A 25,851-nucleotide genomic window follows, 5' to 3' on the forward strand; every position below is an offset into this window, starting at 1 on the left:
AGCTGCCAGTCCTCATCGAGGCGAACAAATTCCGACGGCTGCACCGAGCACTCCATGGCCTTCTCCTTCCATACGCAATGGAGAAGAGCATATCTCAAATTGATATTTTAAGTTAGCGCATATGCGCATGCGCGGGTATGACGAGGAGCTGCGGGTTGGACAACTGTTCAGGGCTGCCGCTGTCAATCTTTCGTCAAGCCCAGTGTCAAAATCGCATGCAAATTGAAAATATTAAAGCATTCACTTTTAGTTTTTTCAATGCTTTTTAAATCCATTTAAATCTGGCACAAGGGTTGCTTGGTAGGTTTCATCTGAACATGAGACCAACACCGTGAAGTCACACCCCGTTTCCACCGCTCTGGCCCTCTGGCTGGACCCCGAAGCAGCCCTGAGCCCCGAGCACAGCCATGCCTTGCAGGTGAGCGGCTGGGCTGTGATGCCCGTCACCACGCTCGACAACCTGCTCACCCACGCTGCGGACGCAGCCATGGTGGTCTTGCACCTGACACTCGACGCGACACGGCTCAAGGCGGTTCAACAACTTTTGCAAGAGGCCGGTTTGAGCACGCCCGTGGTCTGCCGCGTCGATCGCCACGAGTTGGACTTGGCTGTGGAAGCCACCCAAGCAGGCGCCTTGACGGTGCTGGCCGCACAAGACGTGCGCACGGCCTCATGGCAGCGGCTGCACAACCAGATCAACCCCAGCACCCCCCGTTTGTCGCCACAGCCTGTGCGCAACGTGGTGTTTGTGGACCCTGCCAGCCAGCACCTGCTGGCCTTGGCGCAAAAGGTGGCCCAGGCCGATGTGACCGCCTTGCTGGTGGGCCCCACAGGCTCGGGCAAGGAAGTCTTGGCCCGCGTGCTGCATGAGGCCTCGGGCCGCGCACACGGCCCCTTCGTGGCGCTGAACTGCGCGGCCATGCCGGAAAATCTGATCGAAGACATGCTGTTCGGTCACGAGAAAGGTGCTTTCACGGGTGCCCACCGCGACCAAAAAGGTTTGTTCGAACAAGCCCAGGGCGGCACCTTGTTCCTGGACGAAATTGGCGAGATGCCCATGCACCTGCAAAGCAAGCTGCTGCGCGTGCTGCAAGAACGCCAACTCACCCGCCTGGGTGGCCAAAGTGTGATCCCCTTAAATGTGCGCATCGTGGCCGCCACCAACAAGGACCTGAAAAAAGCCATCGCCGAGCGCGAGTTCCGCGAAGACCTGTACTACCGCATTGCCACTTTCCGCATGCGCTTGTTGCCCCTGGCCGAGCGCCCGGGCGACATCATTCCTTTGGCCATGCAGTGCCTGCTGCAGCACGACAAGAAACCTTGGCAGCTGCACCCACAGGCGCAGATGCAGCTGCTGCAATACCCCTGGCCCGGCAATGTGCGCGAGCTGGAAAACGTGATGCGCCGCGCCATGGTGTTGTGCACCGACCACGTGGTCACCCCTGCACACCTGATGTTTGACGACTGGCTGACCGCCAGCGCTCCCGCAACAACTTCGACGCCCGCACCTGCCCCAGCGCAGTCGTCGGTGAACGCTGAACCTGCAGCCCTCTCGGCCCCAGCCCAGCCTGTGGCGGGTTTCGATGAATTCATGAACGCCGCCAAGCACACCTTCGGTCTGCAAGCGCCGGTCATCACCGACGAGGCCCCCAGCTTGCACGCCGAAGTGCCCACCGACCTGCACAGCGCTGCCCGCATGAACGAACACCAGGTGATCATGGCCACCTTGGCCAGCACCCCGAGCAAGACAGAAGCCGCCAAGCGTCTGGGCATCAGCCCGCGCACCTTGCGCTACAAATTGGCCCAACTGCGTGAGCACGGCTTGGGCATGGCCAACGCGGCCTATTGACGGAGACACGCATGATCGACAAAGCCATCTCTCCTGCCAGCATCCAGTCGATGCTGCAAACTCTGCGCAGCCACCAGGCCGAAGCCTCTGGCAAAACCGCAGGCATGCCCGGCGCGACCGAACTGGCCGGCAGCGCAGGCGGTGTCCAAAAAACCGGTTTCTCCGATCTGGTCTCGGGTGCGCTCGGGCAGGTCAACGACCTGCAAGTCCAATCCGCCGAGATGCGTGCCGCCTTTGACCGAGGCGAGAACATCGCACTGACCGATGTGGTGCTGGGCATGCAGAAATCTTCGCTGGCTTTTGAAGCCACCTTGCAAGTGCGCAACAAAGTACTCAAGGCCTACGAAGAAATTCTGAACATGCCGGTCTGACCCTCTCAACTGAAGAAGAACAAACATGGCCACAGCAAGCGCAACGATGAACACCGGCGTGATGACAGCACCGCCCGCGTCCAGCAACACCCCAGCCACCACGCCCGCCAATGCTTCCGGCAGCACGGCCTTGGCCACCGCCCAAGGTACCAATGGTGCAGCCAACGGCGCAGGCGGCATGCTCAGCCCCTGGCGCACTCAGGGTATGGCCGAGACCTTCAAGACCGTGATCAACCAACCGGCCGTGCGCCGTGTGCTGCCGCTGATCATCATGCTGGCCGTGCTGATCATCTTTGGTCTGGTTTACGCCTGGATGCAGGCCACCCCCTACCGACCCGTGATGCCCGGGCTGCAGGAAGCCGACCAGCAAAAAGCTTTTGAGTCGCTCAAGGCCGCCGACTTCAGCCCCAAGATCGACCCCGCCACAGGCCAGCTCACCGTGCCCAGCCAGCGCTTCCATGAGGCGCGGATTTTTCTGGCCTCTCAAGGCTTGCCCAAGGCCGGTGCGACCGGTCTGGACGGCTTGAAAGAACAGTCGTCGATGACCACCAGCCAATTCATGGAGCAGGTCAAAGTGAACGCGGCCATGGAGCAGGAGCTGGCCCGCAGCATCATGCAAATTGGCAGCGTGCAAAGCGCCCGCGTGCACCTGGCCACACCCAAGCAAAGCGTGTTTGTGCGGGACCGCACACCACCCAAAGCCTCTGTGGTTTTGGCCCCCTACCCTGGCCGCGCCGTGTCCGCTTCGCAGGTGCAGGCGATCGTGCACTTGGTGTCCTCCAGCGTGCCTTATCTGGCACCCGACCATGTGACCGTGGTGGACAACGTGGGCAAGCTCATGACCGAGTCGGCCACCGAACAAAAATTGGGCTTGACCTCTGCACAGGAGCAGCACAAACAGCAACTTGAAGAGGTCTACAGCAACCGCATCATGCAAATTCTGGCCCCCATGGTGGGCGAAGCCAATGTGCGCTCGCAAGTGAATTTGACGCTGGATTTCACCCAGATCGAGAGTACGACCGAAGACTTTGACAACCGCGACAAAGGCCCCCGCACCCGCTCTGAAGTGCTGGCCGAAGACCGCGCTGCCAGCCGGGCCGCCGAAGGCATTCCCGGGGCATTGGCCAACACGCCCCCCGCAGACCCCACCACCACCAACGCCACCCAGGTGGACGCCAACAAAGGTCAGGGTGAATCCGGCAGCAAACTCAGCAGCCGTTCCACCCGCAATTTCGAGCTGGACCGTACCGTGCGCCATGTGCGCAACGCCACAGGCGGCATCATGAAAGTCAGCGTGGCGGTGGTCGTGAATGAACGCCCCGCACCGCCACCCGCCAAGGACGCCCCAGTGGCTCCCAACGCGCCGACCACAGTGGCCTACACACCCCAAGAGCTGGAGCAAATGCTGCAAGTGGTGCGCGGCGTGGTGGGTTACGACCAGCAGCGCGGCGACAACGTCTCGGTGGTGCCCGCCAAGTTCGAGCCTGCGACAGCGCTGGAAACCATCCCGTGGTACCTGGAAGATGCGGTGCAAACCGGCATCAAAGGCGGCTTGCTGGCCATCAGTTTCATCGTGTTCATGCTGATCGTGGTGCGCCCCATCATGCGCAACATGTACGCCAGCGACGCTGCCACCGATGCCGATCAGGCCAAGGCCGCTCTGAGCGATGGCGAGTTGAGCGAAGACGACATGCGCATGATCCAGATCGGCGAAGGCGAGAGCCTGGAAGAAATCAAGGCCAAGCTCAAGCCCAAGAAATCGAGCATCTCCATGGACATGCTGGACACCGCCAACACCTATGACGATAAAGTGGCGCTCATCCGCATGCTGGTGGCCGAAGACTCCGGTCGCGTGGCCAACGTGCTCAAGGGCATGATCAAGTCCAGCTGAAGCTATTGAGGAAAAAACACCATGGCCACCAAGAAACCTGACGACAAAGACGCCAAAGCCGACAAGCCCAAAGACGGCAAGGACGCTGTGCCCGCCCTGCTGGGCGATGGCTCCATCCCGATGACCGAAGAACTGGCCAAGGAATTGGCCGAGTTGACCAGCACACAACGTGCGGCGGTGCTGATGCTGCTGCTGGGCGAGCAACAAGCCTCCGAGATCATCCGCTTCATGAACCCCAAGGAAGTGCAGTCGCTGGGTGCTGCCATGGTCTCGGTGTCGGATTTGTCACAAGAGGCGGTGAACATCGTTCTGGATGAGTTTGTCACCATGCTCAAGAAGCAAACCAGCCTGGGCCTGGGCACGGGCGACTATGTCGAAAAAGTGCTCAAACGCGCCTTGGGCGAAGACAAGGCCGCATCGGTGCTCAGCCGCATCATGCCCGGCCAGGGCAGCAAGGGCCTGGAAATCCTGAAATGGATGGACGCCCGCTCGATTGCCGAGATGATCCGCGGCGAACACCCCCAGGTGGTGGCCATCATCTTGTCGGTGCTCGAATACACCGTGGCCGCCGACGTGCTGAACTTCCTGCCTGGTGAGTCGCGCCCCGAGATCATCCAGCGCATTGCCAGCCTGGAGACGGTGCAGCCCTCCGCCATGGAAGAGCTGGAGCAGATCATGATGAAGCAGTTCGCCACGAACTCTTCGTCCAAATCGTCCAGCTTCGGCGGCGTCAAGGCGGCGGCCCAGATCATGAACTCGGTCAAGGTCGAGCTCGAATCCTCCATCATGGCCGGCCTGTCGCAAATCGACGGCGAGTTGATGCAGAAGATCCAGGACAACATGTTCACCTTCGAAAACCTGGTAGGCGTGGATAACCGCGGCATCCAGGCCATCATGCGCACGGCCGAACCCGATTTGCTGATGGTCGCCCTCAAAGGCGCACCCGACTTCGTCAAAGACAAGTTCCTCGACAACATGTCGGCCCGTGCCCGCGTCATGTTCGTGGACGACATGGAAAGCAAAGGCCCGCTGCGCATCACCGAAGTGGAAGAAGCGCAGAAGAACGTCATGCGCCTGGCACGCAAGCTGTCCGATGCCGGCGAGCTGGTGTTGGCAGGAGGCGGCGATGGCTTTGTCTGACCTGAACGAAAAGCCCGCCCCCTGGAGCCCCAACCCCTTGCTCAACAGCAAGGCCGAGGCCCCCCGTTTTCTGCGCACCCAATGGGACGAGGCCACGGCCCGTTCGTTTGGTCCATGGCGCGTGGCCGACAAAGCCGAACCCACCGAAGGCTTGCTGACCGAAGCTGCCGAGCCCGACGCCAACGAAGCGACCACAGAAGTACCCGCCGATGCGGCCGCAGCGCAAGAGGCTGCGCCCACGGCCGAGCCGGAATCGCCTTGGACCGAAGCAGCTTTGGACCAGTTGCGCGACGAAGCGTATCAGCGCGGCCTGCTGGAAGGCCAAGCGCTGGTGCGCACCGAATTTGAAAATGAACGCAGCAAAGAGCGCGAGCTGATGCGCCACTTGGGCATCGAGTTGCGCAGCATCAGCCAGGACCCGCAACGGTTTTTTGAACCCCTCAAGCGCCTGTCACTGCACTTGGCCGAACAACTGGTGCGGGCCGAGCTTCAACTCTCTGGCCAAGCCATCCACAACCTGATTCAGCAGTGCATTCAGCAGCTGGACCACGCGGTCGAGCCTGTCCATGTCAGCGTCAACCCCGAAGACCTGCAGCGCCTGACCGCCATGGGCGAATCCGTGACCAAGCACATGCAGCTCGAAGCCGACGCCTTGCTGCGCCCGGGCAGCGTGCGGGTGCGCGTGCAAGACAGCGTGGTGCAAGACCTGATCGAAACACGTCTGGAGCCCTTGGCCCGTCGCTTGCTGGCCCAGCCCGAGGCCTGGATGCAGCAGTCTTCCTTGGTCAAGGACCGGGCCGAAGCCTTGCCTGCCGACACCCCGGTGCGTGACTGGCAACGCCAGGTGGTCGATGTGCAAGACACCGAAATCAAACCCGCAGCCAACCCGGACGACGACACACCATGATGGATTTTGACGCCGAGGTCAGCCAACTGATCGGTGAGCTGCACGCCCCCGAGCCCCAGCGCAACGGCACCTTGGTGCGGCTGGTGGGCATGCGGCTGGAAACCCGGGGTCTGATGGCACCGCTGGGCGCCTGCTGCGAAGTGGTGGGCCAATTTGGCCACCGGGTGGAGGCCGAAGTCGTGGGCTTCAACGACGACACCCTCTACCTCATGCCCTTCACCGAGCCCAACGGCATCGGCCCGGGCGCTCGGGTCACGGTGCTCAACCATTCGTCCAACGTCCAGCTCGGCCCCGACTTGCTGGGCCGCATCATCGACGGGCGCGGTCAGCCGCTGGACGGCAAACCCGCACCCGACTGCCCCGATGTGCTGAGCCTGCTGGGTCGCCCGCTCAACCCGATGGAGCGCGGCCCCATCCACCAGATCCTCGATGTGGGTGTCAAGGCCATCAACGGCGTGCTGACCATTGGGCGCGGCCAGCGTCTGGGCCTGGTGGCCGGCTCAGGGGTGGGCAAAAGCGTGCTGCTGGGCATGATGACCCGATTCACCGAAGCCGACGTGGTCGTGATCGGCCTGATCGGCGAGCGGGGCCGCGAAGTGCAGGCCTTCATCGAAGAAACGCTCGGCCCGGAAGGCCTTGCCAAGTCGGTGCTGGTGGCCGCACCCGCCAACGTGTCGCCCGTGCTGCGCCTCAAAGCCACACACATGACGCATGTGATCGCCGAATACTTCCGCGACCAGGGCAAGAATGTGCTGATGCTGGTCGACAGCCTGACCCGCGTGGCCCATGCCCAGCGCGAAATCGGCCTGGCCGTGGGCGAACCCCCTACTGCCAAGGGTTACCCGCCTTCAGTCTTTGCACTGCTGCCCAACCTGATCGAACGCGCAGGCGTAGGCCGCCATGGCTTTGGCTCCATCACTGCCATCTACACCGTGCTGGCCGAGGGCGACGACGCCAACGACCCGATCGTGGACATCGCCCGCGCCTCGCTCGACGGGCAAGTCATGCTCTCGCGCAAACTGGCCGATGCCGCCCACTACCCGGCGATTGACCTGAACGGCTCCATCTCGCGGGTCATGCAAAACCTGTTGAGCCCGGAAGACCTCAAGCAATCCAACCGCTTCAGACGGCTGTGGTCGCTGTACCAACAAAACCAGGACCTGATCCAGGTCGGCGCCTATGAGGCCGGCAGCAATGCCGAACTCGATCAGGCCATCCGCTTGCGGCAAAGCATGGAAAAGTTCCTGCAGCAAGACATGCACACCAGCATGGATGTGGCCTCCACACGCCACGAACTCCAGTCACTGATGGCTGGCTGAACGAAAGGACCACGCTGTGCGACAAGCCCGAAACTGCTGGCCCGCCCTGGTCAAGAAGGCCAGCGACGAGTTCACGCAAACCCAAACTGAGCTGGCGGCGGCACTCGCTCGCGTCGACCAGCTCCAGGCCAGCCACCAGCGCCTGTGCCGCCTGTATGACGAATACCGGATCAAGGAACAACAAACGCAAACCGAATTCATGGGCATGCAAGCGAGCATGAACCAGCGCCAGTTCATGGCCCAACTGCTGAACTTGCAGCAACGTGTGGTGCTCGACATCAGCAAAGCCGAGGCTCTGGTGGCCAGCTTGCGCAAAAAACGCCTGCTGGCCGAGATGGAACTCCAGAAAATGCGGGCACTGGAAGAGCAAGACCTGCAGGCCGTGCGACGTGACCAGGAAAAATACGAGCAACGCCAAATGGACGAACTGGCCATCAGGCAGTTCAACTTGCGCATGCAAGGCTGAACGCCTGGCCGCCCCCAACGAAACTCACTCGGCTGCTGAACGGCAGTTTGGGCTCAGGACTTTCCCCTAGGAAATGCCCTGTCTGGGTGCCACATAATGGTTTGATCGGTTGGCTGCACAGTGCAACCAACCGGTTTGCATCATTGGAGACACACATGACATCCCGACGTTCCGTTCTGACCCAAGGCGCAGCCCTCTTGGGCGCCACCTCCTCCGGCCTCTTGATCCCCCAAAGCGCACTCGCCCAGTCCGGCAAAATCCGCGTCGGTTTCATGTTGCCCTACACCGGCACGTTTGCACAGCTGGGCGTGGCCATTGAAAACGGCGTGCGCATGGCCATCAACGAGCAAGGCGGCAAGCTCGGTGGCCGCGAGATCGAATGGTTCAAGGTGGACGACGAATCCGAGCCTTCCAAAGCGATTGAAAACGCCAACAAACTGGTGCAACGCGACAAGGTCGATGTGCTCATCGGCACCGTCCATTCGGGCGTGCAAATGGGCATCCACCGCGTGGCCCGCGAGAGCGGTGTGATCAGCCTGATCCCCAACGCGGGCGTGCATATTGCCACCCGCGCCCAATGCGCCCCCAACGTGTTCCGCACCAGCTTTTCCAACAGCCAACCCACCATGGCGCTGGGCGAAGCCATGGTCAAGCGCGGCCACAAAAAGGCGGTGTGGATCACCTGGAAATACGCCGCAGGCGACGAAGCCTTTGAAGGCTTCAAAGAGAGCTACACCAAAGCCGGGGGCACCATCGTCAAAGAGTTGGGCCTGCCCTTCCCCAACGTCGAGTTCCAGGCGCTGCTGACCGAAATCGCGGCACTCAAACCCGACGCCGTGGCCTGCTTCTTTGCCGGTGGCGGCGCGGCCAAGTTCCTCAAGGACTATGCCGCTGCGGGCCTCAAAGGCAAGATTCCCTTGTACGGCTCTGGCTTCCTGACCGAAGGCGTGCTGGACGCCGCAGGTCCGGCGGCCGACGGCGTTTTGACAGCCCTGCACTATGGCGACGGCATCGAAACCAAGCGCAACAAGGAATTCCGCCTGAACTACGCCAAGACCTTCAAGATGCAGCCCGACGTGTACGCCGTGCAAGGCTACGACACAGGCTTGCTGCTGGTGCAAGGGGCCAACGCGGTCAAGGGCGATGTGAGCCAGAAGGCCACCATGATCAAAGCCATGGAGGCCGCCGTGATCGACAGCCCGCGTGGCAAGTGGACCATGAGCAAGTCACACAACCCGGTGCAAGACATTTACCTGCGTGAAGTGTCTAACAAAGAGAACAAGGTCATCGGCATCGCTGCCAAGGCGTTGGCCGACTCTGGCGCAGGTTGCCGCATGTAAACTGCAGGCAACGGGCGCTGGGGCTTGCCCCAACACCTGTGCTTGCCAGCCGTGCCACGGCGGATTTCGGTCCGCCGTTTTCAATGGTGCGCATCCTCCAGGCTTCGGCCACCCTCCTCCATTGAAAGTGTGATCCCCGATGGACTTTGTGAATTTCTTGATTCAGCTGCTCAACAGCGTCCAGTACGGGCTGCTGCTGTTCATGCTGGCCGCTGGCCTGACGCTGATCTTCGGCATCATGGGTGTGGTCAACCTGGCACATGGCAGCTTTTACATGCTGGGCGCTTACCTGGCCTGGTCCTTGGCCGCGCAGCTGGGCAGCTTTGCGCTGGCCATCGTGGTGGGCACGGCTTTTTCGGTGGCTTTTGGCTTATTGATTGAACGCTTGCTGTTTCGCCACTTCTACCACCGCGACCACTTGGACCAGGTGCTGCTCACGTTTGGCCTGATTTACGTGTTTGAAGAACTGCGCTCCATGATCTGGGGTGACGATGTGCACGGCCTGCCCGTGCCCGAGCTGCTGGCCGCGTCCATCCCCTTGACCGAGAATCTTTCCTATCCGGTCTACCGCCTGTTCATGTCGGGCGTGTGCCTGGTGCTGGCTTTGGGCTTGTATTTGCTGATCTCCAAAACCCGTCTGGGCATGAAGATCCGTGCGGGTGCATTCAACCGCGAGATGACCGAGTCCTTGGGCATCAACATCAAACTCATCCACTCGGTGGTGTTTGCCTTGGGCATTGGCCTGGCCTCGATCGCGGGCATGATCGCCGCGCCTGTGTCGAGCGTCTACCCCAACATGGGCTCACAGGTCTTGATCATGTGCTTTGTGGTGGTGGTCATTGGCGGCATCGGCTCGGTGCGGGGCGCCTTGATCGCCGCCTTGCTGGTCGGCCTGGTCGACACCTTTGGCAAGGTGCTGCTGCCCCAGGCCTCGGGCATGTTGGTGTATGTGCTGATGGCCGCCGTGCTGCTCTACAAACCCGAAGGCCTGTTCAAGCAATGACGATGAGAAAAACAACATGAGCATGCCCCAAATCCACCTCGAAACCCTGCCGCGCAGCATCCAGCTGGTGATGTTGCTGGGCTTTTTGGCGCTCGCCGCCTTCCCCTTTGTAGGCACCGATTTCTACACGGCCATGGTCTTGCGCATGATGATCCTGGCCATCCTGGCCATGAGCCTCGACTTGCTGCAAGGCGTCACGGGCCTGGTGTCGCTGGGCCATGCGGCTTACTTCGGCCTGGCCGGTTATGTGCTGGCGTTTGTCACACCACAAAACGAACCCATCAGCCTGCTGGCCAGCTTGCCGTTGGCCGTGGGCGGCTCTGCCCTGGCGGCTTTGGTCATCGGCTTTTTGGTGGTGCGCACCCACGGCATCTACTTCATCATGGTGACCATGGCTTTCGCGCAGATGATTTTCTACATCTTCTTTGACAACAAGGCGCTGGGCGGCTCGGACGGTTTGTTCCTGAACTTCCGACCCGATGCGGGCGTGATCGACCTGGAAAACAAGCGGGTGTTTTATTACTTCACGCTGGGCTGTTTGCTGTCGGTGTATGTGTTCTTGCGCCGCCTGCTCTGGAGCCCCTTTGGCCGGGCACTGTCAGGGATTCGTGTGAATGAACACCGCATGCGGGCTCTGGGTTTCAACACCTTCAGCCACAAGCTCGCCGCCTTCACGCTGGCCGGGGCCCTGGCGGGTCTGGCGGGTTATTTGTGGGCTGCGCAAACCGGATTTGTGAACCCCGAGCTCATGGGCTTTCACATGAGCGCCCACGCCATCATGATGGTGATTTTGGGTGGCATGGGCAATTTCGCGGGCGCCATTGTGGGGGCCTTCAGCTTTGAGTATTTGCTGCACGTCTTCAAAGACCTGCCCGATGTGGGCAGCTTCAAAACCGGTAAGCACTGGCAAATGTGGATGGGCCTGTTCATCGTGGCTTTGATCATCTTTGCACCCAAAGGCATTTTGGGCCTGATCAACCGGTTTTTCGGCAGCAAAACAGCCATGGAGGCGGGCCATGACTGATCGCCATGCTTTGCTGTCCGCCCGTGGTTTGACCAAGCGCTTTGGCGGTCTGGCAGCCGTCAACGACGTGTCGCTGGATTTGTGGCTCGGCCACATCCACGCCGTCATTGGCCCCAACGGCGCGGGCAAATCCACATTGACCAACCTGCTCTCGGGCGACCTGCCCCCCACCAGCGGCAGCATCACCTTGGGCGAACAGTCCATCACCGGTTGGACCTCCGAGAAAATTTCGCGCCACGGCTTGGGCCGTAGCTACCAAAAGACCAACATCTTCAGCACCTTCAGCGTGTGGGACAACGTGCGCTTGTCTGCGCAATCGCGTGTGCAGCCTTCGCCTTTCAACCCGCTGGGTTGGGTGCGGACAGCCGCCCGCATGCAGGCCGTCAACGCGCGGGCCGAACGCGCCATTGAACTCACGGACCTGCAAGACCGCCGCCAGGCCCTGGCCGGAGCCACCAGCCATGGCGAGCAACGCCAGCTGGAAATCGCCATGACCCTGGCCACCGAGCCCCGCGTGCTGCTGCTCGATGAACCGCTGGCTGGCATGGGCCAGGCCGAGGCCGAGCGCATGGTGCAGCTGCTGCTGCGCCTCAAAAAAGACCACGCGATTTTGCTGGTCGAGCACGACATGGACGCCGTGTTCACCCTGGCCGACCACCTGACGGTGATGGTCAACGGACAAGTGATTGCGAGCGACACGCCTGCGGCCGTGCGCGCCGATGCAGGTGTGCAGGCGGCGTACTTGGGTGAGGAACATTGAGATGAGCGATTTGTTGATCCAGGCCCAAGACCTGAACACCTACTACGGTGCCAGCCACATCCTGCGCGGCGTGAACTTTTCTGTCGGCCGGGGCGAGACGATCGGCCTCATGGGCCGCAACGGCATGGGCAAAAGCACCCTGCTCAAATCCATCATGGGCATCGTGCCGCCGCGCTCGGGCACGGTGGACATCAAGGGCCAGCGTATGAACGGCCGTCCCACGTTTGAAGTGGCGCAGCTGGGCATTGCCTATGTGCCCGAAGGCCGAGGCATTTTCGGCAACCTGAGCGTGGTGGAGAACCTGAAAATGGCCGCCCGTGCAGGCAGCCAAGGCCAACGCGACTGGACCTACGAGCGGGTGCTCGAGACCTTCCCGCGCCTGAAAGAACGCCTGGGCCACGGCGGGCAGCAACTGTCGGGCGGCGAGCAACAGATGCTCACCATCGGCCGCGCCCTCATGACCAACCCCGATGTGCTTATCCTCGACGAAGCCACCGAAGGTCTGGCCCCGCTGATCGCCCGCGACATCTGGCGCATCTGCAGCCTGATCAAGGCCAGCGGCATCAGCTCGATCATCGTCGACAAAAACTGGAAACACGTCACCCAGATCACCGACCGCAACATCATCCTGGTCAAAGGCCAGGTGGTGTTCGAGGGCTCATCGCAAATCCTGCTGGACGACCCCAGCGTGCTGGAACAGCATTTGGGCGTTTGAGTCGACATGCGGTGTGGGAGGCCGCCCCTGCGGCCGAATGCGTGCTGAACCACGACCTGCACCATCACAGCAAAGGCCGCAACTCCCGCGCTGCGTCCAGCAGCAATGGCAGCCACTTGCGCTGCACAGCGGCGTCGCTCAACTGATCGGCCGTGCCCACCACGTTCAGCGCGGCCAGGGTCTGGCCCTGCATGTTGCGCAGGGGCACCGCCAGCGCGTGGATGCCCAGCTCGTGGCCATCGCGCGCCAGGCAATGGTCCGCCTGCCTCACCTGCTCGACCAAGGCCTTGAATCGGGCGGCATTCACCTCGGTTTGCGGCGTGATGCGGGCCAACTCCCGGCCTTTGAGCCAGGCCGTGAAATCGGCCTTGGGCAAACTGGCCAGCAAAACCCGCCCGGTGGAGGTGGCGTGCGCGGGCAAGCGTGCCCCGAGGTGCAGACCATAGGCCAGGTGCCGCACCGGTTCGGCCACGCCTGCACTTCGGGCCACGATCACGCACTCGTCGTGGTCCAGAACCACCGCGCTGAAAGCCGCCTGCGTTTCTGCCGCCAGACGGTTGAGTGTGGGCTGCAGCGTGCGTGGCAGGCGGGAGGTGGCCATGTAGCTACCTGCCAAACGCAGCACCCGTGGCGACAGCCAGTAGTGCGAACCATCGGTTTCCAGATAACCCAACTCGGCCAAGGTGAGCAAATGCCGCCGTGCCGCCGCCCGCGTGATGCCCGTGCGCTGCGCGGCCAGCGTGGCGTTCAGGCGCTGGCGTTCGGTGTCAAACGCCTCCAGCACAGCCAGGCCCTTGGCCAGTCCTTCGATGTAGTCAGCTTTGGCAATCGTCATGTGAACCGGAGTGAAGTAGGAGCGAGCCCCCGCTCGCGAATGACTGCAGCGGGGACACCACCATTCGCGAGCGGGGGCTCGCTCCCACAAAAAATGCAACGAAGGCCCTTGGGTTGTAGTGAGAGGCCACCCCAACGGCCCAATGATTTGCGCGATCATCGCACAAATCATCTTTTTACCGCACAAACTCGAATGCCATGCCCTTCTGCCCTTGGGCCTGCCCCCTAAGCTTGCAGGCATTGCACAGACAAACTCCAGGAGACACCCATGAAAACCACCCGCACCCAAGTGGCCATTGTTGGCGCAGGCCCCTCCGGCCTGTTGCTCGGCCAATTGCTGTTCAAGGCCGGCATTGACGCCATCATCGTCGAACGCCAAAGCCCCGACTATGTGCTTTCGCGCATCCGCGCGGGTGTGCTGGAGCAAGTGACCATGGACCTGCTCGATGAGGCGGGCGTGGGCCAGCGCATGCACAAAGAAGGCTTGGTGCACACAGGCTTTGACCTCTTGTTCAAAGGTGCACGCCACCGCATAGACATGGACCATCTCACGGGCGGCAAAAAAGTCATGGTGTACGGCCAGACCGAAGTCACCCGCGACCTGATGGACACGCGCCAGGCAGAAGGTCTGCCCACGGTCTACGAAGCCCAGAATGTGCAGGTGCACGAGTTCGACACTGCCAAGCCCCGCGTCACCTACGAAAAAAATGGCCAGCTGCACACCATCGAATGCGACTTCATCGCGGGCTGCGATGGCTTTCATGGCGTTTGCCGCGCCAGCGCCCCCAAAGGTGCGATCAAGGAATACGAGAAGGTCTACCCTTTTGGCTGGTTGGGCGTGTTGTCCGACACACCCCCTGTGCACCATGAATTGATCTACGCCAACAGCACCCGCGGCTTTGCCCTGTGCTCACAGCGCAGCGCCACGCGCAGCCGCTATTACCTGCAAGTGCCCTTGACCGACAAGGTCGAGCAATGGTCTGACGACGCCTTCTGGGCCGAGTTGCGCAAGCGCCTGGACCCCGAAGCCCGCGAGCATTTGGTGACTGGCCCCAGCATTGAGAAAAGCATCGCCCCGCTGCGCAGCTTCGTGACCGAGCCCATGCGCTTTGGCCGCATGTTCCTGGCGGGCGACGCCGCACACATCGTGCCGCCCACAGGTGCCAAGGGCTTGAACCTGGCCGCTACCGATGTGAAGTACCTGTCCACTGCTTTCATCGAGTTCTATGCCGACAAGACCGAGGCGGGTATTGACGCGTATTCGGAACGCTGCCTGCGCCGCATCTGGCGTGCGGAGCGCTTTTCCTGGTGGTTCACCAGCCTGATGCACCACTTTCCGGAAAACGGCGACATCGGCCAGAAATTCCAAGACGCAGAGCTGGACTACCTGATTCACAGCGAAGCCGGTTCGCGCACCATGGCCGAAAACTATGTGGGCTTGCCACTGGACTTTGGCGACCGGTAAACCATCTCTGAGGGGCTGACGCCCCTTGCTGGTTGCCCCTGTGGGAGGCTGCCCCTGCGGCCGAATGCGGGCTGAGCCCATGCCACCATTCGCGAGCAGGGGCTCGCTCCCACAAAATACCCAGCTACGCTGGCAGTCCTTGTGGGAGGCCGCCCCTGCGGCCGAATGCCTTGGGTGTCGCGCATTGGCAGCCATCGAACAAGTGCCCTCCTAAAATGATCAGCACTATGAGCACCAACAAACCCCTGCGCGGCACGCGCGTCTTGAGTCTTGCCCTCAACCTGCCCGGCCCTGCCGCGCTGATGCGACTGGCCCAGATGGGCGCCGCGTGCACCAAGATCAACCCGCCTGCGGGTGACCCGATGCAGCACTACACGCCCAGCGGTTACGACCTGCTACACAAAGGCGTGAAGCTCAAAACGCTGGACCTCAAGACAGAAAAAGGCCAAGCCGAGTTGCACAAACTCTTGTCCAACACCGATGTGCTGCTGACCTCGTTTCGCCCATCGGCCCTGACCAAGCTGGGCTTGGGTTGGAAGAAGCTGCACAAGCAATACCCTGCGCTCAGCCTGATCGAAGTGGTCGGCGCTCCTGGCCCCTTGGCCGAAATCCCTGGCCACGATTTGACTTACCAGGCCGAAGTCGGTTTGGTCAATGGCATGGACTTGCCACCCAGTTTGTTTGCCGACATGGGGGGCGCCATCATGGCCAGCGAAGCTGCGCTGAAGGCGCTGATCACGCTCAAGACCACGGGTAAAGGGTCGCACCACGAAGTCGCCCTGTCCGACGCGGCAGCTTGGCTGGCCTTGCCCAGACAGCTGCGCATGACCACGCCCGAAGGTGCGGTGGGCGGTGCGCACGCGGGCTACCGCATCTATGCCTGCAAAAACGGCCGGGTGGCCGTGGCAGCTCTGGAGCCGCACTTTGCCATCAGCCTGTGCGAAGCCGCAGGTGTGGCGTTGACCCACCCGGTCAAGGACTTGTTCAAACCCGCCACGCGGCAGGCCATCGAAACATTTTTGGCGGGCCAGAGCCGAGCGCAGCTCGACAAACTGGCCGCAGCCAAAGACATCCCGCTGATGACGCTGCCGCGCTGAATCAGAGCAACGAAGGCCGCAGCCCCGAGGGCTTATTGAATACTGACAGGGGCCAGTGCGCGGGTGATGCTCGCCTCACCACGGCCGTGTGTGGCGGGGTTGTAACCCGAGATCGTGTCCTGGCGGGCCGTCTTCAACAGCTGGTTGGCGATCTGGGTGGGTGTTGATTTGGTGAACTTGCTGCCCAGAATGGCCGCATAACCGCTGATGATGGGCGCTGCAAACGATGTGCCATACAAACCCGTCTTGGCACCGTCCACGCCCACCACCACAAATTGCTGTTGAACCACCGCGTCTGCACCCGGCGTGTTGGAGTAGCTGGCCAAAGAGGCTGGTGCGCTGGTCGTGCCGTTGGTGTTCAGGGCACCGACATAAATGGCCGACTGGGCCCCTTTGAGCGCGAGGTTCAGGTAATCCACCTGCCCGGAGGCGTTGGCCGAACCGATCACGATGGCATCGTTGCCAGCGGCTTTGGAAATCACAGCCTTGCCATTTTGGGCGTGCGAAATGATGGAGGACTCCTGGCTGCTCCAGCCGATTTGCGAAGCGGTGTAACCCGCAGGCGCATACATGCCATAGCTCAGGTTCAGCACATTCAGACCACGGCTCAGGCCCACCGAGGTGCCCGAGTTGAAGTCATGTGCCCGCATGGTGGCCGACGGTGCAATCATGCTGGCCTCTTTGAGCGTCCATTCGCCATGGCGCAAGAGCTGGGTGCCCTGCCCCAGATTGCCGTACAGACCCTGGTTGCTGCGGAAGTCGTCCACCACCGTCACGGTCACGCCCGAACCCTTGTAGCCCTGCTTCCAGGCATCGGCCACTTCTGGGCTCATCCAGGTTTGCAGCTGCGGCGCAGGCGCGGTCTTGGAGGGACCGGATTTTTGGGCATGGGCGACAGACAGGGCCAGCAAACCGATGGCGGCCAAGGCAACAAGTCGAATGGTTTTCATGGTGTTCCTCTCAGGGTGGGGAATTCAAAAAATGTAGGTGTATCGGATCTGCGCCTGGTGCCGGTCGGGTGGCAGAGCGTTGATCAGGTATTTCAGGGTTTGGTCGGGGGCCAGCTCGGTCGCGGCCAAACGGCAATGGACCTGCTGGATGCCGCCAATCTCGCCATAGTCGGCTGTGCAGGCTCGCTCCTGCAAGCGCCCGCCAATGACCGAAGTCGCCCGGATCGACAAATGCGAACGCGGACCGGCCTTGATCTGGTAGACAAAACCCAGCTTCAGACTGGGTGCAATGGTGTATTTTTCAGCCCGCTCGCCCGTGCTGGCGCCCCACAGCACGCCAAACTCTGGCGACAGCTGCGTCATCCAGGTCAGGCGGGTGTCCACCATTTTCGGGCGGTACCACTTGTCAAAACCAACCCATTGACCACCCGCAGACTCAAAACCGCCCGAGCGGTAGCCCGCCACCAGTTTGGACAACTCCGAGCCCTGAGTGAACTCCACCCAATGGGTCGTTGCAGCAGGCACCAGCTGCCAGTCCCTGTCCTGAAAAGCCAAGGCAGGCGCGGACACGCCAGCCAGAAGGCTCCACAGCACGGCAACAGGACTGAGGCGTTTGAAAAACATCGATCAATTATATGTCGATATAGTCACTTATAGGTACATATTCGACAAAAACAACAATGCAAATGCGCAACCAAATGCGCAACCGACAGCCTTGGCAGACCCTTGCTGAATGTGGTGCAGCGCACAGTGCCCCGGTCCTTCGCGCCATACCCTTGCCGAACACCCACCAACGCGAGGCACGCCATGACCGCCACTTTTCAACGCTGGCTTTCCCTCTTTTTGATCGGCACCACGCTCGCCCTTTCGGGCTGCGGCTACAACGAGTTCCAAAGGGGGAACGAACAGATCAAGGCCAGTTGGTCCGAAGTGCTGAGCCAATACCAGCGCCGGGCCGACCTGATTCCCAACCTGGTCAATGTCGTCAAAGGCCAGGCAGACTTCGAGCAAAGCACCTTGCAAGCCGTGGTGGAAGCGCGCTCCAAAGCCACGGCCATCCAGGCAACGCCCGAACTGGTCAACGACCCGCAAGCGTTCCAGAAATTTCAGCAGGCCCAAAAGGAACTCTCGGGCTCCTTGTCCAGGCTCTTGGTGGTATCAGAAAACTACCCCGCTCTGCGGGCCAACCAAGGCTTCATCGACCTGCAAGCCCAACTCGAAGGCACAGAAAACCGCATCACCGTCGCCCGCAACCGCTACATCAGAGCCGTGCAGGACTACAACGTCACCGTCCACTCATTCCCCTCCAACCTGACGGCTTGGGCATTGGGCTACAAAGAAAAACCCAACTTTTCAGTTGAAAACGAGCAAGCGATCGCCCGGCCACCGACCGTCGATTTCGGGACTGCACCCGCCACACCATCTGCCACCGTACCGGGTGATGCCAAGTGAACCTGTGGCGCATCCGCTGCGTGGGCTGGCTCTTCGGGGCCTTGCTGGTCGGACAAGTCTGCAACGCCCAGTTGCCCGTGCCGCCCTTGACAGGCCACTTGATCGACCAAACCCGCACACTCACCCCGGCGCAGCAAGCCACGATCGAACAAAAGCTGACCGCCTTTGAGGCACGCAAAGGCAGCCAGCTGGCCGTCTTGCTGGTGCCCACCACCCAGCCTGAAACCATCGAGCAATATGCCCTGCGCGTGGCCGAGCAATGGAAGCTGGGCCGCACCAAGGTCGACGATGGGGCCATTCTTGTGGTGGCCAAAAACGACCGCGCTGCGCGCATAGAGGTGGGCTACGGACTGGAAGGCGCCCTCAACGACGCCACCAGCAAACGCATCATCGAGGAAAGCATCACGCCTGCTTTTCGGCAGCAAGACTTTTTCGGCGGCATCGACATCGGGCTGCAGCGCATGATGGGTGTCATTGACGGCGAGGCCCTGCCCGCGCCGACTGCTGCGCCAGCGGTCAAGCCGTGGATGGACATCAGCTGGATCATTGCCGTTGGCGCCCTGCTGGGCTTTGTGTTGCGCGCCGTGCTGGGCCGATTTCCTGGCGCGATCATGACCGCCGCCCTTGTGGGCGCCGTCTCGTGGTTCCTGCTTGGGGTGCTGTCTTTGGCACTGATCGCAGGTGGCATCACGGGGCTGACCACCTGGGTGGGCTTGGCCGGATTGCTGCGGGCCCGGTATGGCGGGCGCGGTGGCCCCGGTGGCGGCTTCAAAGGCGGGGGCGGCGGCTTTGGCGGCGGCGGTGCATCCGGGCGCTGGTGAACGCAGCGCGTCATCGCGCTGCGTTGGTTGACGCACTGATCACACAAGGCCTGGCGTGTGCTAATGGGTTCTCTTCATCACCTCAAAGGGGAAACCTTCATGCAAAAACTCAAGACCTTCACCGCCGCACTGCTGTGCGCCAGCCTGCTGCCCATCTCGGCCGCCTATGCCCAAACCATGAGCAAAGCCGACTACAAAGCCAGCAAAACACGCATCAGCGCGGACTACAAGGCCGACAAAGCCGCTTGCGGTTCGCAGTCAGGCAATGCCAAAGACATCTGCGTGGAAGAAGCCAAAGCCAAGGAAAAGATTGCACGCGCCGAGCTGGAATACAGCTACACAGGCAAAGCCGCCGACCGCACCAATATTCTGGTGGCCAAAGCCAAAGCCGCCTACGAAGTCGCCAAAGAGCGCTGTGACGACCTCGCGGGCAACGCCAAGGACGCGTGCCGCCAGGAAGCCAAGGCCGTCGAGAAAAAAGCCCTGGCCGACGCCAAGATGAACAAGGAAATCGGTGAAGCCAAAAAAGACGCGGCCACCGAAAAAGTCGACGCCGACTACAAAGTGGCCATCGAAAAATGCGACGCCCTCGCAGGCGACGCCAAAGCCAGCTGCGTTGCGGCTGCCAAGGCCAAGTTTGGGAAGAACTGACAAGCCCTACTGAGGGAAATACACCACTACTAAAGCAGATCGAAACCCGTACAGCCGGATTTGATCAATGATTCAACTGCCCCCAAGCCTTCTCCAGCCGCTTGATGCTCACAGGCTGTGGGGTGCGCAGCTCTTGCGCGAAGAAGCTCACGCGCAGTTCTTCCAGTAGCCAACGGAACTCCAGCATGCGGGCGTCTTGGGCGCCTTTGCGTTCGGCCACCAGGCGCCAATAGCGCTGCTCTTGCGGTTTCAGCTCGGCCAAGCGTTGGGCGTCGCGGGCAGGGTCGGCGCGGACTTTGTCCAGGCGCAGGGTGATGGCCTTGAGGTAGCGGGCGTAGTGCTGCAGCTGCGGCCATGGGGTGGCGGCCATGAAGTTCTTAGGCATCAGGCGCTGCAGTTGCTGGGTGCAGTCGGCTGTCGCATCGGGGGCGTTTTTGGTGTCTTTGATCTTGCGGGTGGCCGCGCCAAACTCCAGCAAGATGGTGCCCGCCAATCGGGCCACTTCGTTGGCAATCAGCGTGAGGCGCCCCCGGCCCTCTTCGATGCGGCGCTTGAAGGTGATTTCATCGTTGGGCAGCGGGTCGAGCAAGAAAGCGCGGTCGAGTGCCACGTCGATGATCTGGGTTTTCAGCTCGTCCGCCGTGCCCAGCGGCATGTAGGCCACGGCCATTTTTTGCAGGTCGGGGATGTTTTTTTCCAGGTACTTGAGCGCGTCTTTGATCTGCAGCGCAAACAGGCGGCGCAGGCCCGAGCGGTTTTTGCTGGCGGCCACGTCGGGTTCGTCAAACACCTCGATGGTCACGGCGTCTTGCATGTCCACCAGCGCCGGGAAGCCGATCAGGGTCTGGCCGCCTTTGCTGATTTCCATCAGCTCGGGGAGTTCGCCAAAGGTCCAGCTGGTGTAGCGCTGGGGGGCGATGGGGGTCTGTTTGGCGGGGGTGGCTTTGGCGGATGTTGTGCCTGTGCGGGGGTGGATACCCGCGTTCGCGGGTATGACATCTTGTCTTGTCACACCCGACTTGATCGGGTGTCCATGGGGGGCATGGATACCCGCCTGCGCGGGTACGACAGATGGCGTGGCCATGCCTGAGGGGGCGGCCATGACAGAAGACGCCACCTTCAACTGCGCCAACGCCTGGAACGCACCACGTGCTTTGGCGCCCAGCTCGCCTTTGAGTGCGCCCAGGTTGCGGCCCATGCCCAGCTGGCGGCCGTGCTCGTCGACCACCAGCAGGTTCATGAACAGGTGCGGGCTGAGCATGTCGTGTTTGAAGTCAGTGCGCTTGACGTCCAGACTGGTTTCGTCGCGTACTTTTTTGAGCAGCACGTCGGTCAGCGATCCGGCACCAAACAGCTCGGGGGCCGACAACTCGGCAGCCAACCGCGTGGCCGATTCGGGCAGCGGCACAAAGCGGCTGCGCGGGCGCTGCGGCAGGCTTTTGAGCAGGGCCTGGATTTTGTCTTTGAGCAAGCCGGGCACCAGCCATTCGCAGCGGTCTTCGCTCACTTGGTTGAGCACAAACAAGGGCACCGTGACCGTGACGCCATCGCGGGCATCGCCCGGCTCGTGCAGGTACGTCGCTGCGCAATCGGTACCGCCCAAACGGATGTGTTTGGGGAAAGCCTGCGTGGTGATGCCTGCGGCCTCGTGGCGCATCAACTCTTCGCGGGTCAGCATCAGCAGGCGCGGTTGCTTGACGCTTTCGTGCCGATACCACTCTTCGAGCAAGCGGCCGCTGCACACCTCGGGCGGAATCTGCTGGTCGTAAAAGGCGTAGATCAGTTCGTCGTCCACCAACACGTCTTGCCGGCGTGACTTGTGTTCCAGCTCCTCGACCTTGGCGATCATCTTGTGGTTGGCGGCCAAAAACGGCAGCTTGGTATCCCACTGGTCGCCCACCAGGGCTTCACGAATAAAGATCTCGCGTGCACCGTGCAGGTCCACCCAGCTGTAGGCGGTGCGCCGCCCGCTGTAGACCACCAAGCCGTAAAGCGTGGCCCGCTCCAGCGCCACCACTTCAGCGGACTTCTTTTCCCAGTGCGGGTCGAGCACCTGTTTGCGCAGCAGGTGCGCACCGACTTGCTCCAGCCACTGCGGCTCAATCGCGGCAATGCCCCGGCCAAACAGGCGCGTGGTTTCGACCAACTCGGCCACCACGATCCAGCGGCCCGGTTTTTTGCTCAGGTGCGCGCCGGGGTGTTTGTGGAACTTGATGCCGCGTGCACCCAAATAAGCTTCTTCGTCTTCAAGTTTGTAGCCCACGTTGCCGAGCAGGCCCGCCAGCATGGACAGGTGCAGCTGCTCATACGTGGCGGGCTGCGTGTTGATGCGCCACTTGTGCTCGGCCACCACGGTGAGCAACTGGGTGTGCGTGTCGCGCCACTCGCGCACACGGCGAATGTTGATAAAGTTCTGGCGCAGCAGCTGCTCGTATTGGCGGTTGCTGAGTTTGTGGGTGGATGCGGGGGCATGGATGCCCGCCCCCTTTGTCACACCCGGCTTGACCGGGTGTCCATGGGCCGATGGGCCGCCCCTTGCATCATGAATCCACTTCCACAGCTTCAGATAACCGGTGAATTCGCTCTTGTCGTCGTCGAACTTGGCGTGCGCCTGGTCGGCCTGGGCCTGGGCGTCCATGGGGCGGTCGCGCACGTCTTGCACGCTCATGGCGCTGGCGATCACCAGCACTTCGTCGAGGGCGTTGCGGCCACGCGCCTCCAAAATCATGCGACCCACGCGGGGGTCCAGCGGCAGGCGTGCCAGCTCTTGGCCAATGGGCGTGAGCTCGTTGTCGTCATCGACCGCACCCAGCTCGGCCAGCAGCTGGTAGCCGTCGGTGATGGCGCGTTTGGACGGCGCTTCGATGAACGGGAAGTCTTCCACCACGCCCAGGTGCAGCGACTTCATGCGAAGGATCACGCCCGCCAAAGACGAGCGCAAAATTTCCGGGTCGGTGAAGCGCGGACGGCCTGCAAAGTCTTTTTCGTCGTACAGGCGGATGCAGATGCCGTTGGCCACGCGGCCGCAGCGGCCCGCACGCTGGTTGGCCGCCGCCTGGCTGATCGGCTCGACCATCAGCTGCTCGACCTTGCTGCGGAGGCTGTAGCGCTTGACCCGCGCCGTGCCCGCGTCGATCACATAACGGATGCCGGGCACCGTGAGCGAGGTTTCGGCCACGTTGGTGGCCAGCACGATGCGGCGGCCGTTGGACGCTTCAAAAATCCGGTCCTGCTCGGCCTGTGACAGGCGGGCAAACAGCGGCAGCACCTCGGCGTTGCGCGTGAGCGGCTGGTGCGCCAGGTGCTTGCGCAGGTGGTCGGCGGCTTCGCGGATCTCGCGCTCGCCCGGCAAAAAAATCAGGATATCGCCGCCTGCCCCGCCCTGCCAGAGTTCGTCCACGGCATCGGCCATGGCCTCGTTCAGGCCGTAGTCACGCGACTCCTCAAACGGGCGGTAGCGCTGCTCCACCGGGAAGGTGCGGCCCGACACCATGATGACCGGGGCCGGGCCGTTGCGGGAGGCAAAGTGTTTGGCAAAACGGTCGGCGTCGATGGTGGCGGAAGTGACCACGATCTTCAGGTCCGGCCTGCGCGGCAGGATTTGTCGCAGGTAACCCAGCAAGAAGTCGATGTTCAGGCTGCGCTCGTGCGCCTCGTCGATGATGATCGTGTCGTAGGCCTGCAGCAGCGGGTCGGTCTGGGTTTCGGCCAGCAAGATGCCGTCGGTCATGAGCTTGACCGAGGCGTTTTTGGAGAGTCGATCCTGAAAGCGCACCTTGAAACCCACCACCTCGCCCAGCGGTGTCTTCAATTCCTCAGCAATGCGCTTGGCCACCGAGCTGGCCGCAATGCGCCGGGGCTGGGTGTGGCCGATCAGGCGGCCCTTCTCTCCGGGCTTGGCATTCAAGCGTCCCCGCCCCAGCATCAGTGCGATTTTGGGCAGCTGGGTGGTCTTGCCCGAGCCGGTTTCACCGCACACGATGATGACCTGGTGCTGGTCCATGGCGGCCATGATTTCGTCACGCCGGGCCGAGACGGGCAGGCCTTCGGGGAAGTCGATTTGGAGGGGGGTGTCAGACAAGGCGAAAACTTCTGTGAAAATCAAGGCAAGAACAGCCTGGGATTATCCCAGCCCGACGCCCCGCCACCTTTGCCGCCCCCAGATTGCCCATGTCCACTGTCTTCAACTTCACCTTTGTGCCCTGGTTCCGGTCGGTGGCGCCTTATATCCACATGCACCGGGGCAAGACCTTTGTGGTCGGCATCGCGGGCGAGGCGATTGCGGCGGGCAAACTGCAAAACCTGGCGCAAGACCTGGCCCTGATCCAGAGCATGGGCGTCAAGATCGTGCTGGTGCACGGTTTTCGCCCACAGGTCAACGAACAACTGGCTGCCAAGGGACACACCCCGAAGTATTCCCACGGCATCCGCATCACCGACAGCGTGGCGCTCGACTGCGCCCAGGAAGCCGCAGGCCAGCTGCGCTACGAGATCGAAGCGGCCTTCAGCCAGGGCTTGCCCAACACACCCATGGCGGGGTCTACGGTGCGGGTGATTTCGGGCAACTTCATCACCGCACGCCCCGTGGGCATTGTGGATGGCGTGGATTTCCAGCACTCGGGCCTGGTGCGCAAGGTGGACGTGGACGGCATCATGCGCACACTGGACATGGGGGCGATGGTGCTGCTGTCGCCCTTTGGCTTCTCACCCACGGGCGAGGCCTTTAACCTGGCCATGGAAGAGGTCGCCACCAGTGTGGCTGCCGAGCTGCAGGCCGACAAACTGATTTTTGTGACCGAGATTCCGGGCATCCGCATGCAGCCGGGCGAGCCCGCCAGCGACGACAACCCCATCGACACCGAGCTGCCGCTGGCAGCGGCCAAACAGTTGCTGGCCTCGCTGCCCTCGCCGACCGAGCCGACCGACATTGGTTTTTACCTGCAGCACTGCGTCAAAGCCTGCGAAGAAGGCGTGGAGCGCTCGCATATCCTGCCTTTTGCGGTGGACGGCTCGCTGCTGCTGGAGGTGTATGTGCACGACGGCATCGGCACCATGGTGGTGGACGAGAAGCTCGAAGAACTGCGCGAGGCCACCGCCGACGACGTGGGCGGCATCTTGCAGCTGATCGAGCCGTTCGAGAAAGACGGCACCCTGGTCAAGCGCGACCGCACCGAGATCGAGCGCGACATCGACCACTACACCATCATCGACCACGACGGCGTGATCTTTGCCTGCGCGGCGCTCTACCCCTACCCCGAAGCCAAGACGGCCGAGATGGCGGCGCTGACGGTGTCGCCCCAGTCGCAGGGCCAAGGCGATGGCGAGAAAATTTTGAAGCGCGTGGAGCAACGCGCACGCGCCATGGGCCTTAAAAGCATCTTTGTGCTGACCACGCGCACCATGCATTGGTTCATCAAGCGCGGCTTTGTGCAGGTCGACCCCGACTGGCTGCCCGAAGCCCGCAAACGCAAGTACAACTGGGACCGAAAGAGCCAGGTCTTGGTCAAGAAGCTCTGACCGCTGGGCCTGCGACTGCCATGGATACCCGCGTGCGCGGGCATGACACATCGACGTCAACCCAGGCTTGATAGGGGGGAGATTCCTCTTGTCTCGTCACCCCCGACTTGATCGGGGGTCTATGCCTTCGACTGCCATGGATACCCGCGTACGCGCATATGCGCTAACTTAAAATATCAATTTGAGATATGCTCTTCTCCATTGCGTATGGAAGGAGAAGGCCATGGAGTGCTCGGTGCAGCCGTCGGAATTTGTTCGCCTCGATGAGGACTGGCAGCT

Annotated in this window: 22 protein-coding genes; 18 read left to right on the forward strand and 4 right to left on the reverse strand. The window is 61.8% G+C overall.

Annotation, left to right across the window (positions count from 1 at the left end; genetic code table 11):
- Nucleotides 1-331: 331 nt before the first annotated feature.
- The 12 genes from B9Z34_RS13585 to B9Z34_RS13640 all read left to right on the forward strand — a co-directional run bounded on the left by B9Z34_RS13585 (nucleotide 332) and on the right by B9Z34_RS13640 (nucleotide 12,785).
- Nucleotides 332-1,849: a sigma-54 dependent transcriptional regulator gene (locus B9Z34_RS13585; RefSeq protein WP_108428664.1), complete on the forward strand. Its 1,518-nt coding sequence runs from the start codon at nucleotides 332-334 to the stop codon at nucleotides 1,847-1,849.
- Nucleotides 1,850-1,860: 11 nt separating this feature from the next.
- On the forward strand, nucleotides 1,861-2,220 hold the full coding sequence (fliE, locus tag B9Z34_RS13590) for a flagellar hook-basal body complex protein FliE (RefSeq protein ID WP_108428665.1): 360 nt from the start codon (nucleotides 1,861-1,863) through the stop codon (nucleotides 2,218-2,220).
- Between the two features lie 25 nt (nucleotides 2,221-2,245).
- A complete protein-coding gene (fliF, locus tag B9Z34_RS13595) occupies nucleotides 2,246-4,111 on the forward strand; it encodes a flagellar basal-body MS-ring/collar protein FliF (RefSeq protein ID WP_233249619.1) in 1,866 nt (621 codons plus the stop codon).
- Nucleotides 4,112-4,132: 21 nt separating this feature from the next.
- On the forward strand, nucleotides 4,133-5,251 hold the full coding sequence (fliG, locus tag B9Z34_RS13600) for a flagellar motor switch protein FliG (RefSeq protein WP_108428667.1): 1,119 nt from the start codon (nucleotides 4,133-4,135) through the stop codon (nucleotides 5,249-5,251).
- Nucleotides 5,238-6,158, forward strand: coding sequence for a FliH/SctL family protein (locus B9Z34_RS13605; RefSeq protein ID WP_158268732.1), 921 nt, complete (start codon nucleotides 5,238-5,240; stop codon nucleotides 6,156-6,158). The genes fliG and B9Z34_RS13605 overlap by 14 nt, the downstream gene beginning before the upstream one ends.
- Nucleotides 6,158-7,477 carry a FliI/YscN family ATPase gene (locus B9Z34_RS13610; RefSeq protein WP_108428683.1) on the forward strand — a complete coding sequence of 440 codons (1,320 nt, stop codon included), beginning with the start codon at nucleotides 6,158-6,160 and terminating at the stop codon, nucleotides 7,475-7,477. The genes B9Z34_RS13605 and B9Z34_RS13610 overlap by 1 nt, the downstream gene beginning before the upstream one ends.
- Before the next feature lie 16 nt (nucleotides 7,478-7,493).
- Nucleotides 7,494-7,943, forward strand: a complete 450-nt coding sequence (locus B9Z34_RS13615; RefSeq protein ID WP_108428669.1) for a flagellar export protein FliJ — start codon at nucleotides 7,494-7,496, stop codon at nucleotides 7,941-7,943.
- Between the two features lie 155 nt (nucleotides 7,944-8,098).
- Nucleotides 8,099-9,283 (forward strand): ABC transporter substrate-binding protein, encoded by a 1,185-nt coding sequence (locus tag B9Z34_RS13620; protein ID WP_108428670.1) that lies wholly within the window; start codon nucleotides 8,099-8,101, stop codon nucleotides 9,281-9,283.
- Between the two features lie 139 nt (nucleotides 9,284-9,422).
- Nucleotides 9,423-10,286, forward strand: a complete 864-nt coding sequence (locus B9Z34_RS13625; RefSeq protein WP_108428671.1) for a branched-chain amino acid ABC transporter permease — start codon at nucleotides 9,423-9,425, stop codon at nucleotides 10,284-10,286.
- Between the two features lie 16 nt (nucleotides 10,287-10,302).
- Entirely contained in the window at nucleotides 10,303-11,310 is a 1,008-nt protein-coding gene (locus tag B9Z34_RS13630) for a branched-chain amino acid ABC transporter permease (protein WP_108428672.1), read from the forward strand.
- Nucleotides 11,303-12,070 (forward strand): ABC transporter ATP-binding protein, encoded by a 768-nt coding sequence (locus B9Z34_RS13635; RefSeq protein ID WP_108428673.1) that lies wholly within the window; start codon nucleotides 11,303-11,305, stop codon nucleotides 12,068-12,070. Before B9Z34_RS13630 ends, B9Z34_RS13635 begins: the two co-directional genes overlap by 8 nt.
- 1 nt (nucleotide 12,071) lies before the next feature.
- The gene (locus B9Z34_RS13640) at nucleotides 12,072-12,785 is read left to right on the forward strand and encodes an ABC transporter ATP-binding protein (protein ID WP_108428674.1); all 714 of its coding nucleotides are present in this window, start codon (nucleotides 12,072-12,074) and stop codon (nucleotides 12,783-12,785) included.
- A 64-nt stretch (nucleotides 12,786-12,849) separates the two neighbouring features.
- On the opposite strand, the gene B9Z34_RS13645 is transcribed toward B9Z34_RS13640, so the two are convergent.
- Nucleotides 12,850-13,620 carry an IclR family transcriptional regulator C-terminal domain-containing protein gene (locus B9Z34_RS13645; RefSeq protein WP_108428675.1) on the reverse strand — a complete coding sequence of 257 codons (771 nt, stop codon included), beginning with the start codon at nucleotides 13,618-13,620 and terminating at the stop codon, nucleotides 12,850-12,852.
- 267 nt (nucleotides 13,621-13,887) lie between these two features.
- Between B9Z34_RS13645 and pobA the strand changes: the two genes are divergently transcribed.
- Both pobA and B9Z34_RS13655 read left to right on the forward strand, forming a co-directional pair.
- Complete coding sequence (gene pobA / locus B9Z34_RS13650; protein WP_108428676.1) at nucleotides 13,888-15,084, forward strand: 4-hydroxybenzoate 3-monooxygenase; 1,197 nt, start codon at nucleotides 13,888-13,890, stop codon at nucleotides 15,082-15,084.
- Between the two features lie 227 nt (nucleotides 15,085-15,311).
- The gene (locus B9Z34_RS13655) at nucleotides 15,312-16,181 is read left to right on the forward strand and encodes a CoA transferase (RefSeq protein WP_233249627.1); all 870 of its coding nucleotides are present in this window, start codon (nucleotides 15,312-15,314) and stop codon (nucleotides 16,179-16,181) included.
- Nucleotides 16,182-16,213: 32 nt separating this feature from the next.
- On the opposite strand, the gene B9Z34_RS13660 is transcribed toward B9Z34_RS13655, so the two are convergent.
- Entirely contained in the window at nucleotides 16,214-17,131 is a 918-nt protein-coding gene (locus B9Z34_RS13660; RefSeq protein ID WP_108428678.1) for a S8 family serine peptidase, read from the reverse strand.
- Between the two features lie 24 nt (nucleotides 17,132-17,155).
- Complete coding sequence (locus tag B9Z34_RS13665) at nucleotides 17,156-17,755, reverse strand: hypothetical protein (protein ID WP_108428679.1); 600 nt, start codon at nucleotides 17,753-17,755, stop codon at nucleotides 17,156-17,158.
- A 183-nt stretch (nucleotides 17,756-17,938) separates the two neighbouring features.
- Between B9Z34_RS13665 and B9Z34_RS13670 the strand changes: the two genes are divergently transcribed.
- The 3 genes from B9Z34_RS13670 (at nucleotide 17,939) to B9Z34_RS13680 (ending at nucleotide 20,055) form a co-directional block, all read left to right on the forward strand.
- Nucleotides 17,939-18,583 carry a LemA family protein gene (locus B9Z34_RS13670; protein ID WP_108428680.1) on the forward strand — a complete coding sequence of 215 codons (645 nt, stop codon included), beginning with the start codon at nucleotides 17,939-17,941 and terminating at the stop codon, nucleotides 18,581-18,583.
- Entirely contained in the window at nucleotides 18,580-19,404 is an 825-nt protein-coding gene (locus tag B9Z34_RS13675; protein WP_199220136.1) for a YgcG family protein, read from the forward strand. Before B9Z34_RS13670 ends, B9Z34_RS13675 begins: the two co-directional genes overlap by 4 nt.
- A 99-nt stretch (nucleotides 19,405-19,503) precedes the next feature.
- Nucleotides 19,504-20,055, forward strand: a complete 552-nt coding sequence (locus tag B9Z34_RS13680; protein ID WP_108428681.1) for a hypothetical protein — start codon at nucleotides 19,504-19,506, stop codon at nucleotides 20,053-20,055.
- A 64-nt stretch (nucleotides 20,056-20,119) separates the two neighbouring features.
- On the opposite strand, the gene hrpA is transcribed toward B9Z34_RS13680, so the two are convergent.
- Complete coding sequence (gene hrpA, locus B9Z34_RS13685) at nucleotides 20,120-24,067, reverse strand: ATP-dependent RNA helicase HrpA (RefSeq protein WP_233249629.1); 3,948 nt, start codon at nucleotides 24,065-24,067, stop codon at nucleotides 20,120-20,122.
- Between the two features lie 158 nt (nucleotides 24,068-24,225).
- On the opposite strand from hrpA, the gene argA reads away from it, so the two are divergent.
- Nucleotides 24,226-25,572: an amino-acid N-acetyltransferase gene (argA, locus tag B9Z34_RS13690; RefSeq protein ID WP_108428682.1), complete on the forward strand. Its 1,347-nt coding sequence runs from the start codon at nucleotides 24,226-24,228 to the stop codon at nucleotides 25,570-25,572.
- The last annotated feature ends 279 nt before the right edge of the window (nucleotides 25,573-25,851 follow it).

Source organism: Limnohabitans sp. Hippo3 (assembly GCF_003063665.1).
Lineage (GTDB): Bacteria > Pseudomonadota > Gammaproteobacteria > Burkholderiales > Burkholderiaceae_C > Limnohabitans_A.